Origin of the sequence: Lentzea sp. NBRC 105346 (assembly GCF_030269605.1) — a bacterium.
In the GTDB taxonomy this organism is placed as follows: domain Bacteria; phylum Actinomycetota; class Actinomycetes; order Mycobacteriales; family Pseudonocardiaceae; genus Lentzea.
The window spans coordinates 188,486-202,833 of sequence record NZ_BSTQ01000009.1 but is presented as its reverse complement, the minus strand read 5'-3'; the positions used below and the strand labels follow the sequence as shown (position 1 = coordinate 202,833).

The window sequence follows — 14,348 nt, the reverse complement described above, 5'->3', positions numbered from 1 at the left end:
GTTTGGTCACGACCTCAAGATGGGGAGAGACCCCTATTCCCCTACCGAACGTGGCGCCAATCCCCGATCCGTCCCCGCCGGACAAGACCATGCATGCCACCCGATGCGGCGAATAGCCGACTCTTCGTAACTTTGTGTGACAAGCACCAACGACGCACCTGGAGTTCGACGTGACCCTGCCGCAGACGCTGAACGAGTTCGCCCTCAACCTGCTCAGCGACCCCGACGCCCGGTCAGCCTTCCAGCTCGACCCGCAGGGCTCGCTCGACGCGGCCGGCCTCGGCGACGTGCACCCGGCGGACATCCAGGAGCTGCTGCCGCTCGTGCTCGACTTCGCCCCGGCCTCCTCGCTGGGCGACCTCGGCTCGATCTCCGACCTGTCGCTCGACGACCAGCTCAACCTGATGAGCACGCTGCAGAACACCGTCGGCCAGCAGTTCGACGACAACACCGTCGTCGGCGCCGTCTCCGGCCTGACCGCGGCCGTGCACGGCGTCACCAACGGCTTCGACGTGCTCAACGACCCGTCCAGCGCGCTGGACGTCGTGGGCAAGACCGAGATCACCGACGTCACCAAGACCGTCACCGACCTCGACGTGACCAACACCGTCGGCGACATCACCAACAGCACCGAACTGCTCGACACCACGCACGTCACCGACGTCATCGGCGACGTCACCAGCGGCGTGCAGACCGGCGACCTGGGCGTCACCGACGCGCTCAACGGCGACATCACCTCCGCCATCGGCAACGTGACCGGCAACGACCTGTCACTCGACCACGTCGGCAACGTCACCGATGTCGTGTCCAACGTGGGCAACCTCGGCGACGTGACCGGCGTCGGCCACGTCGGGGACATCGGCCAGATCGGCGACGTCTCCGGCGAGCTCGGCGACGTCAACGTCGGCGGCGTGCTCAACGACCTCGACCTGGGTCTCTGACAGGTCCACTCCGAACGGCCCGCTCCCGCCCCCAGGAGCGGGCCGTTCGCGCTGTCAGCGGCCGGACGAAAGTTCGCGATGCTGGACGCAGGAGTGCATGTCACAGCTGGACAAATGCCGGGTCAGGCGCACTGGTCACCGCCGCCGTCCTTCACTGAATTGGACGCAATCTGGACCACACCCCGCGTCGAATACCAGATCATGACCGATCACATCCTCGTCATCGGGTACGGCGACACCGGACGCCTCGCCGTGAACGCGGTCCTGGCCGCACAGCCGGACGCGCGGCTGACCGTGCTGGACAAGAACTTCCTCGCCGTCGCCGAGGCGGCGGCCAACGACGTCACCGCGGTCGTCGGCGACGGGCGGGACAGATGCGCGCTGAGCGAGGCCGCCGCCGACGTCGCCGATCGCGTCATCATCGCGGTCCCGGACGATCTGAGCGCTTTCCTGATCACCAAAGCCGTGCGTCCGTTGAACCCCGACACCGTGATCGTGGCCGTCATTCGCGAAGCCGAGAACCACGAGATCTTCTCGGTCGACAGGGCGGTGTCCGTCCACATGCGATACCCGGACGACATGGAGACGTGAAAACTCCGGGAACCGCAACACAGTGCGGTTCCCGGAGTCGCGGTACGGCTACCCCTGGAGATGTCAGGCGGGGAGCAGCACCGAGTCGATCAGGTAGACAGTCGCGTTGGCGGTGTGCACGCCACCGCAGATCACGTTGGCGTCGTTGACCTTCAGCGCGTTGCCGGACCCGGTCACCTTCACCACACCGGTCTCCACGGTCTTCTGGTCACCGACGACCTTGGAGGGCGAGAGCTGGCCCGGGACGACGTGGTAGGTCAGGATCTTGGTCAGCAGCGCGTCGTCGGTCTTGAGCTTCTCGATCGTCGCGGCGTCGATCTTCGCGAACGCCGAGTCCACCGGCGCGAACACGGTGAACTCGGCACCGTTGAGCGTCGACACCAGGTTCACCTTCGGGTTCAGCTTGCCGGACACCGCGCTGACGAGGGTCGTCAGCAGCGGGTTGCTGCTCGCGGCGACGGCGACCGGGTCGGCGGCCATGCCCGCCACGGAACCCGCACCGGACGGAACCTGCTTCGCGTAGTCGGCACAACCCGGACCGACGAGGTCACGGGCCGGGTCGGCCATCGCCGCGGACGTGGTCGTGGTGGTCGTGGGCGCGGCGCTGGAGTTGCCGCTGCTGGCCATGTCACCCGAGCCGCATGCCGCGCCGAACAGGGCGAGCGAGGCGGCGCCAACGGCCAGGACGGTGTTGCGGACGGTCTGGTTCATGACGAGACATCTCCAAAGAGTGAACGAACAGTTGCTGCTCGTGATTCGCCGCCAACCGCATGACGGATGGGTGCGGTTATCGATCCGTTACCAGACTCGCTACAAATGGCCCGCTACCAGGGAAAACACGAGTGAATCCACTGTGGACTGCCGCACCGGGTGCAATCCGGCTGGGCCGCGAGCACGAACTCAGACCATGAAACGAGGAGACACCGCCCCGGACTTCACCCTGCCCGACGACAGCGGCGAACAGCGCACGCTCTCCGAATTCCTGTCCACTGGCCCCGTCGTGCTGTTCTTCTACCCGATGGCGTCATCGGGCGGCTGCACCCAGGAGAGCTGCCACTTCCGCGATCTGACCGAGGAGTTCGCCGAGGTCGGCGCGCACCGGATCGGCATCAGCCCGGACGCCGTGAGCAAGCAGCGCGCGTTCTCCGCCGCGAACGGCTTCGACCACCCGCTGTTGTCCGATGTGGACGGCCAGGTCGCGAAACAGTTCGACGTCTGGCGACGCTTCAGCCCGTTGCACGCCAAACGGCGCACATTCGTCATCGACACCGATCACACGATCCTCGACGTGATCAAGGGTGAGCTGAAGTTCGACGTCCACGCGGACGAGGCACTCGCGACCCTTCGCAAGCGCGTCGCCTAGCTGGTCACCGACCAGAAGACCATCGAGTGCCAGCCCGCACCCCTGTCAGGGATGGGTTGCGCGCTCGCTGGTCTGCGTTAGTCCGTGGCGGTCGCTCGCTCGGCACTCCAGGATGCCTTCAAGTCGAAGAGCCGATAGTTCGATGAACAGACCGCTCAACAGCTCGTCGCCTGCCGGTGTCAGTGCCAGCGTCTCGTCCACTGCCTTCCTGGCGCGCTCGGTGTCGTACCACGCCGGGTGATAGATCTCAGCGTCCGCGTGCTTAGGCAAGCGCTTGACCATCTCGTTCTCGACGGTGGTGATCTCCGCGACGAGCAGGGCGAACGCATGAGTTGGAACTTCAGAACAGGGCACCACCGCGAGCAGTTCAGACTTCAGCCGACACGCAGGCGAGCAGGTCGAAACCGCGGTCAACACCGGCCACGGCGCGGGATAAGGCTGGAGCGCACCTCCCTAACTTGCTCGATCAGATCCTTGTTCGACGCACAAGCACACGCAGGCCGCGGCCGACGACTTGCGATCATGTGGAGGTACGGGCCATACAGGGCGTCGTACTCAACGTCTCGCACCGCTCCAGTGAGCGTTCCGGTTTGGCGGGCAATCAACGCCCCTACGACGAGGGCAGCCGCTTGCTGGGCGACGAACGCCGCTGAGGGGCGGTAGTCGTCGCGACTGTCCGGCACCAACCCGAGCAGCGACGCCAGGCCACATACCGGCTTGCCGACATGTGGCGCGAGGATGCGTTTGCCCGTTTCGGACAGGCCATCCAGGTCTCGCTCGCTCAACGGGAGCTGTCCGCGGGCAATTCGGTTCATGGCCAGGCCCGTGCTTTGATGCAGTAGCTGCTCGGCGCTCGGGCCCGCCTGGGCATCGCGCAGCGGGTAGTAGCACCTCAAGCACGGCCCGGTAGGCAGGCCTTCGCGGAGCGCGAGGGTGGTTCCGACGTGTCCTCCCGTACTTCCGTCCAAGGTGAGGTCTGCATATACACGTTGCAGCTCGTGTCGAGCGGAGATGCTGTCGACCGCGCCCAGCACGACCTTCGGCCACCACACGTTCCCGCGGTCGATCTTTTCCAGAAGGTCCTGGGCGGTCCCGTAGATGGTGGTCACGTCGAATCCGTGAAGTTCGCGCTTGATCAAGTCGATCTTGCGCAAGCCGTTCTGTGCGTCCTGGACGTTGCCCAGACTGTAGGTCGTGACATTTGGTTCCTCGAAGGTCTGTGGATCGACCACCACAAGTCGGCCCGCCGAGGGCAACTCGCGCAAGATCAGAGAGATGGCGGTGCCGATGGCACCACCGCCTACAAGCGCCGTATCAGTGAAGATCATCGGCGTCTCGGTTACGACGCCAGGGTCCTCGGTGAGGGTGACCGGACAGAAGTCCAGCGTCTGTCGCACGCGCATCGCTTCAGGGCGGAGGCCTGTGGCGTGCTTGAAAACCTCCCCAGTGAGAACGGCGGCGGTCAGCACCGCCCCGAGCCCCGAGCCCGGCGCCCGCAGGGCGGGGTAAGGATTTCCGGGATACCGAAGCCGTACGCCGTGTCCATCCGGCACCGCGCTCACGAGGACGCCGTCCGGCGGGCTGGTGCCGAGATGCACGTGCAGAACAGCACCCGCGCGACGCCTCGAGAGCGTGACGTTGCGGTCGGCGTCGATCCCGACTGCGAGCTCAAGGATGTGATCGAGAAGGCCGCGAGGCGAATCGGGGTCGCTCCCAATCACTTCCAGGCCAAGGTCCAGCGGTAGCCGCCGGAGGTTGGTGACGAGCACCGTCAACGCTAGGACCACTCCTGCTATATCGAGTTCGGCCGAGACGTGCACGCGTGTGTTTTCGAGGCGATGGCGAAGTCCAGCTTCGTCGACTCCGGCGGCCGCGCTGGCCAACAGCAGGCCCCGGCTGTAGTCAGTCGTCATGGAGCCCTCCGGAGTCGAAGGTGAACACCTTCGCGACCGGGCCGTGCTCGACCATGATCGCGGGCTGGGTGGGGTGCCAGTCGTCTTCGAAACGCCACCAGCCCCAGTCACTCGGGTCGACAGGCGGGTCGCCGTAGGTCGGGATGACCGCGCTGATGAAACCGCGGACGCGAAGGCCGTGCTGACGGTCGACCGGCGAAAGGAACGCTTCATACGGGTGCGAGTGCACCATTGCCCGGACCTGCAGATCCTGTTCCTCTGCGTAGGTGAACAACGCGTCAAACGCAGGAAGGGTGATGACGAAGAGTCCCTTTCCCCGCTGGATGCCGTCGTCACCGGCAAGCGCGACCGCGACGACGTCCCACTTCTCTGGAGTGGTCAGGAGCAGCGCTCCAGTTTCCTCCCACGCAAGACCGTGACGTCGCACCGCCTTGATGAGGCTCTCCACTGAGTTGGTCGAGATCACCAGCTGGTCTTCAGTCATGCGGCTCGCTGTCCGTTCGCTCGGTCGATGTCGCCCTGCACGGTCTCGACGACATAGAGGAAGGGGTTGCCGGAGGCGCGCCACGCGTGTGGGCCGGTGGCCCACTCCGGATGAAGAGCCTGCCCTTCCGCGGTGAACGGTTTGCACACGTCGTTGGGCGCGCGGTAGCCAGCTGCGGATGGCCACGAGGCCGGCCGGTTCGTGGCTCCGCCGACGGAGTCGGCGAACAGCAGGGATGGCGGGCGTAGCGGATAAACGGTCCACACGAGGCGGGCGATGAAGGGCTCTCCACTCTGGCCGCGCGCCTGCATCATGATCCAGTAGGCGCCGTCCTCGTCTTCGGGACGATGTACGAGACGCCCTGAGGTCGAGGCGAGGAACTCCTCGACCTCAGGCACATGCCGCTCAAGCCGCAGGCGGCTTTCGAGGTCCACGAGCCGGGCCTGATCTTGCTTCAGCCCTGGGTCGTCTCGGTGCGCAAGCGCAGGTGCACTGCATGCGCGTGGCCAGCGAGGTCGGCCAGCGTGACGGTCAACGCTGGCTCGTCGTCCTTGTGCAGCAGGTAGTAGCGGGTGGTGCCGTCGGCCGTGATGCCGAACTCCTTCAGCGCTGCGTCGAGCACCACGCTGAGCTGAGTCCGCGGTTCGAAGTCCTCGCGGAACGGCTTCGGCGCCGTGGCGAACGTGACGGTGACCGTGATGTCCTTCGGCTGGCCCGTCATAGCGAGCTCCTTCCTGCCTCGGGGGAGCGAGGCATTCACACTGTTGCAGCAAAGCGTCACTACGCCATCAGTGTTGCATCGCGGACTGTTGCACGCAAGTGTCATCGCTCGTCCTACGATGGCGGGCGTGTCCCATCCCGCCGAACCACCAAGGGACCGCGACGAGGCCACGCAGCAGCCAGAGAGGCTGGACCTGACCCAGCTGGCCGAACTGCTCCGCGACCGTCGTGGCAACCTGTCGATCAGGCAAGCCGCCCAAGAGGCCGGCGTCAGTTTCAGCACGTTGTCGCGAGTCGAAGCGGGCGCTCATCCCGACCTCGCCACCTTCACCCGCCTCTGCGCATGGCTGGGGGTCTCCCCCTCGCGCTTCTTCACCCCTGTCGTCGAGCGCGAGATCACACCTCTGGACGAGGCGATCACGCATCTGCGCGCGGACCCTCGGCTGACTGCGGACGCCGCCGCGAAGATCAGCTCAGTGCTCAAGGACCTTTACGGTGCGCTCGCTCGCGACATCGCCCCGCCGAAATCGATCGTGGCCTGCCACCTCAGAGCCGATCCGGTAATGCGCCCAGGCGTGGCGCCTCGTCTCGCCTCTCTCCTTCAGGACATGCACGAAGCACTGGAACGAAAGGTCGAGGCAGGCGAACTATGACCTTGCCCCGCGGCTTCAAGGCGAACGCCGAACGCGAAGCCACCCGCCTCCGCAAAGAACTGGGCATCTCCCCCGCTGCACCTCTCGATGTTCGCCAGCTGGCGGAGCACATGGGTGTCGCGGTGGTCAGCGCCGACCGCTTGGTCGACCGCGCGCGTTTGGAGGAATTGGAGCGACTACAAGCATTTTCCTTCTCCGCAGCGACCTTTGACGTCCGCGGCAACTCCTACGTGGTCACGAACCCCCTGCGGTCAGAGGGAAGGATCTTCAGCGACATCGCGCACGAACTGTCACACCTGCTGCTCAAGCATGAGCTTTCGGAGATCCGCGAACTCGACGACGTGCCGTTCCGCACGTGCCAGCCGAACGAGGAGGAAGAGGCAACGGCCTTCGGCGGCACGCTGCTCCTTCCGCGAGCGCTTCTCCTAGATGCGGCAAGGCGCGGCTTGAAACCGGACGCGATCGCGACCGAAAACCGGGTCACGCTGGAGATGGCACGCTACCGCTACAACAGCACCGGCGTTGCCAAGCAGATCACCCGCCGTTCGTCCTGACCTCTACCTCAACCCGTCCAGCCGGTTGGCCGCAGCGTTGAGCCGAGCCACGAGATCCGGAAGCCCGACCAGCTTCGTGGCTGCTTTGGCGAGCGTTCCAGCGCTGTCAGGCAGGCCCTCCAGCCGAGCTGCGGCGCGGCTGAGCATCGCGGCGGTGTCGGGGTCGATGACGGCTCCGTTGCGGCGGATCTCAACCAACTCCTCCCGCAACTCGCGCATCAACTGAGCAGCTTCGAGGTCTGTTCGTTCCAGTCGGACAAGGATCTCGTTGATCTGCTCGTCGCGGCGTTCCATGGCCTCCGCGATCACCGTCTCGAAGACTTCGACCGTGATCGGGGCCTGAGCGTGCAAACGCTGTTGGCCCGCGGTTTCCCTGTCTGCCTTCCAGTCGAGCAACAGTTCCACCGGGTAGGCCTCACCGGTGCCCTCATCGACCACACGATGATGGACACGGCACAGGTAGATCAGATTCGGAAAGTCATTCCGTTCCTGGTCGGTCATCGCCGGGTCGTAGCGCGGACCGTCAGGGTTCAGCGCGCGAATGTGCGCGATGTCGAGCGCCATCCGATACTTGCCGTTCACCAAACGAAGCAGCTGTTCACCGCAGCCCGGCCAGTAGCACTTCCCGGAACTGAACGCGGTCAGCGCCGCCCTGGTCGCAGGTGTGTAATCCCGAGTGGCCACAACCCGCTCCTCCACCATCGCACGAGAGACATGCAAGATCGCCTCCCTAGCACACTGCCAGGCAACAACGCACGATCAAGGCCAACAGCTACGCGTCACTCGACCGGCCGCCATGCAGCACAAGCCAGTACCTCACCAACTATGCCGTCAGCTCAGCACTCTGACGAGAGTTGATCATCTCCGCTACCTCCGCACGCAGGACGGCGACCAACGCCCTCGCGCTCTCCGTACTGATCTCCAACTCAGTGCGAAGCGCATCTGCTGTGATCGGACGCTTCCGCGTCGCCCAGTGACGCGCGTCGGCAAGTCGAGCACGCGTCAAGTCTGACGGGGTTTGCGACTCGACACGGACGACGTCACCGCACTCTTCATCGTCTTCGGCGGGTCGCTCGGCAAGAGCAGTCTCAGGCGCGCGCCGAACCTGTGCGATCGCCTCAAGCAGACCGGGCCCGACTTCCGCCCAGCCAATCAGCAGCACCGGCCCGACAGCGTCGAACGCCGCTTTGCCGTACTGGCCAGTAAGCAGTGGGTCCGCAACGTTGAGGGCCAAGGTGATCACGCTGACGAAGAGTGTGAACCTCCGCAATGGCTGGAGGTCGTGCGCCGAGCAACCATGCAGGGTCAGATGCCTCACCGCCAGGAGGAGCCCGAGGATCGAAAGGTCCACGGCCGGTGCGATGAGCGGCGCCACCCATACCGGCACGCCGAGCCGCAGAGCGAGGTTGAGGACGTTGCCGAAGCCGAACAAGAAGGTCAACCCGACGACCGTCGTGACGATCACGGTGATCGCCCGTGAGGCGTCCACCAACCCACCGGCGAGAGCGCCCGAGGAGCCCGAGTTGCGCCCGAGATCCCTGACCTGCGGAGATTCAGGACGACACATCGCGACAGGAGCCTCCGCCGCATCCCGTACCTGAAGTGCAGAAACGTCACTCACCGACATCACCCGACACCACGGCAGGGGTTCACCCGAGGACTCTTAATCAGCGGGTCCGGGGTTCGAGTCCCTGGCGGCGTACATCGAAGAAGCAGGTTAATCTCCGGATTAACCTGCTTCTTTGTATTTGTGGTCCTTTTCGTGCGACATCTCGTTCGTTGGTTTGCCGGCCCGAGGACATCCCCGGGATCAAGGGGTGAGGCGGTCGGGGTCGTCGCCGAGCTCCGCGAGCACGCGGCTGCCCCAGGCCGATGAGGCGCGGACGGTTGAGGTCCGCCTGAGCGGGCATCCGGAGGCAGACGTCGCACCCGAGATTCGGGTGTCGGGGAAGGACACATGGGCACCGACGACAAGCTCGACGCCAAGGCCGACGAGCTCAAGGGCAAGGTCAAGGAAGGCGTCGGCGACGCGACCGACGACAAGGGCTTGGAAGCCGAGGGCAAGGTCGACCAGGCGAAGGGTCACCTGAGTGAGTCGGCAGAGAAGGTCAAGGACGCCTTCAAGAAGGACTGAACGGCTCACCGCTCTCCCCAGGAGCGCGCACCGCGGCGGTGCGCCCTCCTGGGTGCGTGGCCGGTCCGGCGAGCGCTCCAACCCGGCTGCGAGCAGCTACAGTGGACGAACAAGGCCCGTTTGATCGGCCAATCCATTCGCTTCGTCACCTCCGCGGTCTGTGCCCGCCCGCCGTGGCTCCGCGGCGATCTGAGGAAGACGGAGTTCTCATGGCAGTGACGGCGCCCATCGGTGATGATCGGATCCTGCGCGGCCGGAACGCCACCTCCGAGGGCACGTACCTGCTGGCAGGTGCCCTCGAGCGTTATGTGGGGAAGGTCGCCGGGGCTCTCGGTGTGCCGCGCGACGGCATCAGCTTCGAGGTCACCGACACCGCGACGGCCTACATCGCACTCGGCTGCCGCGCCGCGGCTCACCCGGATCGTGACGTCATGCTCGTCTGGAGCGCGACGCAGGGCTGGGCGGTGTCGATCGAGACCGACCCCGCCGAGCCTCGGATCGTGCTCGCCCGCTCGACCGGAGACATCGTGCAGGCGCCAGAGGTCGTGGCACGTCTGGTGGCCGAGTCCATGGGACGCCTCGGGGCCCAGGAGGCCCCGGTGGCGGGCCCGCCGCTGATGGGATGGTCGGACCTGGCCGAGTGCATGGAACGTTACGCACGCTGACAAGCACCTTTGCTCGAACTGGCGGACGGTATTTCGGTCGATCAGGCTTGAACGCGTGTAGTGTCGGTTTTGCCGAGCGCATCTCGCACCTGAGCACTCAAGCTCACGTCGCACCCGGCGAAACCTGAACCGGTCCTCTTTCGGGCCGGAGACGGGAGTCCCGGCATGACGTCGGCTCCTCACCATTCCATGGCCCCTCCGGCCGTCACGGCCAACGAGCAGCCTCGGTATCCGCTGCGATTGCGGTTGCGGCCGAAGGCGCTCACCACGGGGTATGTCGACGGTGCCTGGTGGCCGCGTTCCCGGGACCTCGCCGCCGAACTGCCCGCGCTGCTCGCGGTGCTGGCAGTTCGGCTGGGCGAGATCCCGCGGGTGAGCTACAACCTGACCGAGTGGGAGACCGCCCCACGCCAGATCGCCGCCGATGGCGTCCGGGTCCGGCTCAACGGGTTCTGGTCGAGGCCACCGCACACCGTCGACGTCGTCGCGGGAGACCGGCGTCGCCTCACACTGCTCCTCGTTCCGCCTGACACCAGCCCGCCCGCCGCCCACCACGCCATGATGCGCGCCGCCCGGCGCGAAAACACCGACACCGTCGAAGTTCTGCTGCACGACGATGAGGCCGGTCGGTCCATTGTGGACATGGTTGGCGCCGGCAGCGCCCGCCTACCCGAACAAACAACGCAAGGACTTGGATGACGACATCGACCCACACCTCCGCCTATGAGCGCAGGCTCAAACTGGTGCAGGACGTGCTGACCGGCCGCACCGAACTCGACGGCAAGACCACACGGGACCTCGCGGTGCACGTGTTGCACGCGCTGGACCACATTCCCGAGCGGGTGCGTTGACCTCGCGCCACTACGGCACTGGCGCGACGCAGCTGACGTGGGGCACCCGACTGCTCCGCGTCGGTTGTGCGTTCACGTACCGCGCCGAAGTGCCCACGCCGGCAGTGTTCCTCGTGCGTCCACTGTGGAGCGCGGACGTGCGGCTGAGCCAGGAGCACCTGGACGTGAAGCCGGACGTCCCAATGCGGCACTATCGCGACCTGTACGGCAACCGCAACACCCGTGTCGCGCTGCCTCCCGGTCTGTCCACAGTGCACTACAGCGCGTGGGTGGACGTCCCGGACAGGACCGAGGACGTGGACGACACCGTGCCGGAGACGCTGCCCGACGGTCTTCCGGACGACGTGCTGCTGTACACGTTGCCGAGCCGGTACTGCGTGTCCGACGTACTGGGCGACGAGGCATGGTCGAGGTTCGGCGCTCATCCGCCCGGTTACGGCCGGGTGCGCGAGATCTGCCGGCACGTCCACGAGTCGCTGAGCTTCGGCTACGGCACCTCCACCGCGTTGTCCACCGCGGCCGACGTCAACGCCGCGGGTTTCGGCGTCTGCCGTGACTTCACGCATCTCGCGATCTCGTTCTGCCGCGCCCTCAACATTCCGGCCCGGTACGTCTTCGGCTACCTGCCGGACCTGGACGTGCCGCCCGACGGTGCCCCGATGGACTTCGCGGCGTGGATGGAGGTCTGGCTGGGTGACCGCTGGTGGACCTTCGACCCGCGCAACAACGAGCCCCGCAAGGGACGCGTGGTCATCGGCAGAGGCCGCGATGCCGCCGATGTCGCGATGGTCACCACGTTCGGCGGCCCGGTGCTCGAGTCGATGGTCGTTCAGGCCGAAGAGGACCTGGCCCCGACATGGCGCTGAAATCGGAGCGGCTGACGTTGCGTCCGTGGCACGTCGACGACGCACCCGCCGCACTGGACGTCTACGGCCACGCCGAGGTGACTCGCTGGCTCAGTCCCGAAATGGACCAGGTCCCGGACGAGGCCGCCATGAAGTTGCGGCTGCAGCAGTGGAGCGCCGAGAGTGCCCGGCTTGCCGCCCCGGCCGGCCGCTGGGCGATCGAGCGCACCGCCGACGGTCAGGTGATCGGCGGCGCCCTCCTGCTTCCGCTGCCGCCCGGCCGGGAGGACCTGGAGGTCGGCTGGCAGCTACGCCGTGACACCTGGGGCAACGGTTACGCCACCGAGGTGACCCATGCCCTCGCCGCGTGGGCGTTCAGCCAGGACGTGTACGAGGTGTTCGCCGTCGTCCGGCCCGGCAACACCCGCGCCTTGTCCACCTTGCGGAACAACGGGATGCAGTGGGTCGGCGAGACGGCGAAGTACTTCGGCCTCGAACTGCGGGTGTTCCGCCTTCGCATGGCGGACCTCGACCCGGCCGCACCCGCGTCGCTCGGCCCACCCGGTCGTGGCTGACCCCGGCTCCGGTATTCGGCTACTGTGGGACGGGTTGGGGTCCAGCCGACGGCATCGGGCCGACGCGGTCCCCGATCCCGTCCGGTCCGGTGGTTCTCCGGCCGGAGACAGGAGCACCGGCTTGTTGCCGGACAGCCAGCCTCCCCCTTCCAGGTCCCGCGCGGCCGTCGACTTCGCCGAAGCCCGACTGTCCGCGGAACGAGCGGAAAACCTCCAGCAACGCCAGGCCGCCAGGAGAGTGGCGGAACACGCTCGCGATGCGGGCGACTGCCGTGAACTGCTGTCCATGCTCGGCCTGGCGACACTGCCACCGGGCTCCTGCCGCGCGGTCCCGCGGCACGACCAGCACACCACCCCGACTTACCCGGAGGCGTTCGGCGTGTTCCGGCCTGTGGAAGGAGCACGTGCATGAACCGAGGCATCGTCAAGTGGTTCAGTGGCAGCAAGGGTTTCGGCTTCATCGCGCCGGAGAACGGTGGGCCGGACCTGTTCCTGCACCACTCCGAGGTGAACGGCTACGCCTTCCAGGGCATCCCGGACAATCAACCGGTGGAGTTCGAGATCGGTGAGGGCGACAAGGGGCCGCGAGCGGTCTCCGTACGCGTTCTCTGACCGGCTGACGAAACCGGCGGCCGGTCTCACGCGACCGGCCGCCGAGCCTTTCCGGCACCGTCCACTGTGGAAACGGAGTGACGGGTTGTTTCGTCACCACGACGAACGAGTACCGATCGCCCCAGACCCCCGGCGCGGGAGATGCAGTCGCCGTCCTGGAGGTGCGTGACGTGAGCACAGTGCTCATCGGCTCGATCGGCAGATCCAATCCACCGTCGCTGGGCAGGTCGGCTTCACCACGTCATCGCCGAAACTCCATTTGGCGAGTGAACGCCAAATGATCGGGTACAGGGAAAGCACCGTGCACGCGTTTGTCCGCACGGTAGGCCCGCCTCCGGGTGGTCCGGCCGGGGCCGGCGCGGGAAGTTGAGCACTCCAGCAACCCGCCGCCGGACCGGTTGCGCCTCACCAGGTCAGCGCCGTGGGGTTCAACGGCAGTATCATGCGTTGAACGTGCGTCGAGCAGCCGGCGCCGTGGGTTCCACCCGACGGCGAAGGAGTGCGCGGCATGGCCGACGATGCGCGAACGTTTCCACCATCCGATCGGTCGCTCAACGGTGATCGGCCCGACGCTCTGGAGCGCCTCGACGACACCGCCGACGCGCTGGAGGTGTTGCGCGAAGCGCTCACCGGTGAGGAATCGCTCGACGATGCGTTGCAGCGGCTGGCAGAGACCGCGGCGAAGGCGATCCCTGACGCCGACGCGGTGACCGTCTCCGTGGTGACACTGCAGCGGCCGCGCACCGCGGCCGCCACGGACCGCATCCTCGTCGATGTCGACGAGAAGCAGTACAGCGCCGATCGCGGCCCGTGCCTGCAGTCCGCCCGCACCCTGGAGCCTGTCCGCGCAGTCGTCGGCGAGCACCGGGAGGAGTGGCCGGAGTTCGAAGCCGCGGCAGCGGAACACAACATTCGCGCCTACCTGTCGGTACCCGTGATCCTGCCCGCCACCGACCGGACCCAGGCGGAACACGTCGGTTCGCTCAACATCTACAGCCACACCGCTGAGGCTTTCGACCCGTTCGACGAAGGCCTCATGCGCCTGTTCACCACGGCGGCCTCCGCCACGATCAGCAGCGCCCAACGATGGCAGCGCTCTCGTGAACACATCCAGCAGCTCGAGCGAGCGCTGGTGTCGCGTGCTGTCATCGATCAGGCCAAGGGCATCCTGATGGCCGTGCACAAGTGCTCACCGGACGAAGCCTTCTCGATGCTCGTGCAGCGGTCGCAGCACGAGAACGCCAAACTGCGCGACGTCGCCAAGAACCTGCTCGACTCGGTCATGCTCTCCTGACCGGCTGATGAGGTCCCGGACCGAGGGCGGCCGGATTGAGGAGTCAGGCCGCTGACGCCGCAGTGTGGTGGCCCCAGGCGGTGATCTCGTCGTAGGTCGCCGGCGAGCCGTGGCGGGGAATAAGGCCTCGCACCAGGAGGTTCGCCGGGCGAA

21 protein-coding genes are annotated in these 14,348 nt (G+C 66.4%); 13 read left to right on the top strand and 8 right to left on the bottom strand.

Annotated features, from left to right (window positions below; translation table 11 throughout):
- The first annotated feature begins 170 nt into the window (after nt 1-170).
- Together QSK35_RS20815 and QSK35_RS20810 are read left to right on the top strand one after the other, a co-directional pair.
- On the top strand, nt 171-941 hold the full coding sequence (locus QSK35_RS20815; RefSeq protein ID WP_285748646.1) for an IniB N-terminal domain-containing protein: 771 nt from the start codon (nt 171-173) through the stop codon (nt 939-941).
- Nucleotides 942-1,142: 201 nt separating this feature from the next.
- Entirely contained in the window at nt 1,143-1,532 is a 390-nt protein-coding gene (locus tag QSK35_RS20810) for an NAD-binding protein (RefSeq protein WP_285748645.1), read from the top strand.
- Nucleotides 1,533-1,595: 63 nt separating this feature from the next.
- Here the strand turns inward: QSK35_RS20810 and QSK35_RS20805 are convergent, their stop codons facing one another.
- Nucleotides 1,596-2,243, bottom strand: coding sequence for a fasciclin domain-containing protein (locus tag QSK35_RS20805; protein ID WP_285748644.1), 648 nt, complete (start codon nt 2,241-2,243; stop codon nt 1,596-1,598).
- Between the two features lie 196 nt (nt 2,244-2,439).
- Here QSK35_RS20805 and QSK35_RS20800 point away from each other — a divergent pair, with 196 nt between their 5' ends.
- The gene (locus QSK35_RS20800; RefSeq protein WP_285748641.1) at nt 2,440-2,895 is read left to right on the top strand and encodes a peroxiredoxin; all 456 of its coding nucleotides are present in this window, start codon (nt 2,440-2,442) and stop codon (nt 2,893-2,895) included.
- Nucleotides 2,896-2,940: 45 nt separating this feature from the next.
- Here QSK35_RS20800 and QSK35_RS20795 read toward each other — a convergent pair whose 3' ends face one another.
- The 5 genes from QSK35_RS20795 to QSK35_RS20775 are packed head-to-tail and all read right to left on the bottom strand — an operon-like array spanning nt 2,941 to nt 6,013.
- Nucleotides 2,941-3,312, bottom strand: a complete 372-nt coding sequence (locus QSK35_RS20795; RefSeq protein ID WP_285748639.1) for a hypothetical protein — start codon at nt 3,310-3,312, stop codon at nt 2,941-2,943.
- Entirely contained in the window at nt 3,306-4,808 is a 1,503-nt protein-coding gene (locus QSK35_RS20790; RefSeq protein WP_285748636.1) for a ThiF family adenylyltransferase, read from the bottom strand. The genes QSK35_RS20795 and QSK35_RS20790 overlap by 7 nt, the downstream gene beginning before the upstream one ends.
- Nucleotides 4,798-5,292 carry a hypothetical protein gene (locus QSK35_RS20785; RefSeq protein WP_285748634.1) on the bottom strand — a complete coding sequence of 165 codons (495 nt, stop codon included), beginning with the start codon at nt 5,290-5,292 and terminating at the stop codon, nt 4,798-4,800. Before QSK35_RS20785 ends, QSK35_RS20790 begins: the two co-directional genes overlap by 11 nt.
- Complete coding sequence (locus QSK35_RS20780) at nt 5,289-5,726, bottom strand: hypothetical protein (protein WP_285748632.1); 438 nt, start codon at nt 5,724-5,726, stop codon at nt 5,289-5,291. Before QSK35_RS20780 ends, QSK35_RS20785 begins: the two co-directional genes overlap by 4 nt.
- Nucleotides 5,727-5,746: 20 nt before the next feature.
- Nucleotides 5,747-6,013, bottom strand: coding sequence for a hypothetical protein (locus QSK35_RS20775; RefSeq protein WP_285748630.1), 267 nt, complete (start codon nt 6,011-6,013; stop codon nt 5,747-5,749).
- Nucleotides 6,014-6,140: 127 nt separating this feature from the next.
- Between QSK35_RS20775 and QSK35_RS20770 the strand changes: the two genes are divergently transcribed.
- Nucleotides 6,141-6,665, top strand: coding sequence for a helix-turn-helix domain-containing protein (locus QSK35_RS20770; protein WP_285748628.1), 525 nt, complete (start codon nt 6,141-6,143; stop codon nt 6,663-6,665).
- The gene (locus QSK35_RS20765; RefSeq protein ID WP_285748625.1) at nt 6,662-7,219 is read left to right on the top strand and encodes an ImmA/IrrE family metallo-endopeptidase; all 558 of its coding nucleotides are present in this window, start codon (nt 6,662-6,664) and stop codon (nt 7,217-7,219) included. The genes QSK35_RS20770 and QSK35_RS20765 overlap by 4 nt, the downstream gene beginning before the upstream one ends.
- A gap of 3 nt (nt 7,220-7,222) precedes the next feature.
- Here the strand turns inward: QSK35_RS20765 and QSK35_RS20760 are convergent, their stop codons facing one another.
- Together QSK35_RS20760 and QSK35_RS20755 are read right to left on the bottom strand one after the other, a co-directional pair.
- Nucleotides 7,223-7,903 (bottom strand): hypothetical protein, encoded by a 681-nt coding sequence (locus QSK35_RS20760; RefSeq protein ID WP_285748623.1) that lies wholly within the window; start codon nt 7,901-7,903, stop codon nt 7,223-7,225.
- Nucleotides 7,904-8,042: 139 nt separating this feature from the next.
- Nucleotides 8,043-8,846, bottom strand: a complete 804-nt coding sequence (locus QSK35_RS20755; RefSeq protein WP_285748621.1) for a hypothetical protein — start codon at nt 8,844-8,846, stop codon at nt 8,043-8,045.
- A 330-nt stretch (nt 8,847-9,176) separates the two neighbouring features.
- Between QSK35_RS20755 and QSK35_RS20750 the strand changes: the two genes are divergently transcribed.
- From QSK35_RS20750 to QSK35_RS20715, 8 genes are all read left to right on the top strand, one after another.
- Nucleotides 9,177-9,353: a CsbD family protein gene (locus QSK35_RS20750; RefSeq protein ID WP_285748619.1), complete on the top strand. Its 177-nt coding sequence runs from the start codon at nt 9,177-9,179 to the stop codon at nt 9,351-9,353.
- Nucleotides 9,354-9,562: 209 nt separating this feature from the next.
- Entirely contained in the window at nt 9,563-10,018 is a 456-nt protein-coding gene (locus tag QSK35_RS20745; RefSeq protein WP_285748617.1) for a DUF6292 family protein, read from the top strand.
- A gap of 165 nt (nt 10,019-10,183) precedes the next feature.
- Nucleotides 10,184-10,717 (top strand): DUF5994 family protein, encoded by a 534-nt coding sequence (locus tag QSK35_RS20740; RefSeq protein WP_285748615.1) that lies wholly within the window; start codon nt 10,184-10,186, stop codon nt 10,715-10,717.
- On the top strand, nt 10,714-10,869 hold the full coding sequence (locus QSK35_RS20735; protein WP_285748613.1) for a DUF6307 family protein: 156 nt from the start codon (nt 10,714-10,716) through the stop codon (nt 10,867-10,869). The genes QSK35_RS20740 and QSK35_RS20735 overlap by 4 nt, the downstream gene beginning before the upstream one ends.
- Before the next feature lie 89 nt (nt 10,870-10,958).
- A complete protein-coding gene (locus tag QSK35_RS20730; protein WP_285748611.1) occupies nt 10,959-11,735 on the top strand; it encodes a transglutaminase-like domain-containing protein in 777 nt (258 codons plus the stop codon).
- A complete protein-coding gene (locus tag QSK35_RS20725) occupies nt 11,726-12,289 on the top strand; it encodes a GNAT family N-acetyltransferase (protein WP_285748609.1) in 564 nt (187 codons plus the stop codon). The genes QSK35_RS20730 and QSK35_RS20725 overlap by 10 nt, the downstream gene beginning before the upstream one ends.
- A gap of 408 nt (nt 12,290-12,697) precedes the next feature.
- Nucleotides 12,698-12,901, top strand: coding sequence for a cold-shock protein (locus QSK35_RS20720; protein WP_285748607.1), 204 nt, complete (start codon nt 12,698-12,700; stop codon nt 12,899-12,901).
- A 508-nt stretch (nt 12,902-13,409) separates the two neighbouring features.
- Entirely contained in the window at nt 13,410-14,195 is a 786-nt protein-coding gene (locus tag QSK35_RS20715) for an ANTAR domain-containing response regulator (RefSeq protein WP_285748605.1), read from the top strand.
- Nucleotides 14,196-14,348: the final 153 nt, after the last annotated feature.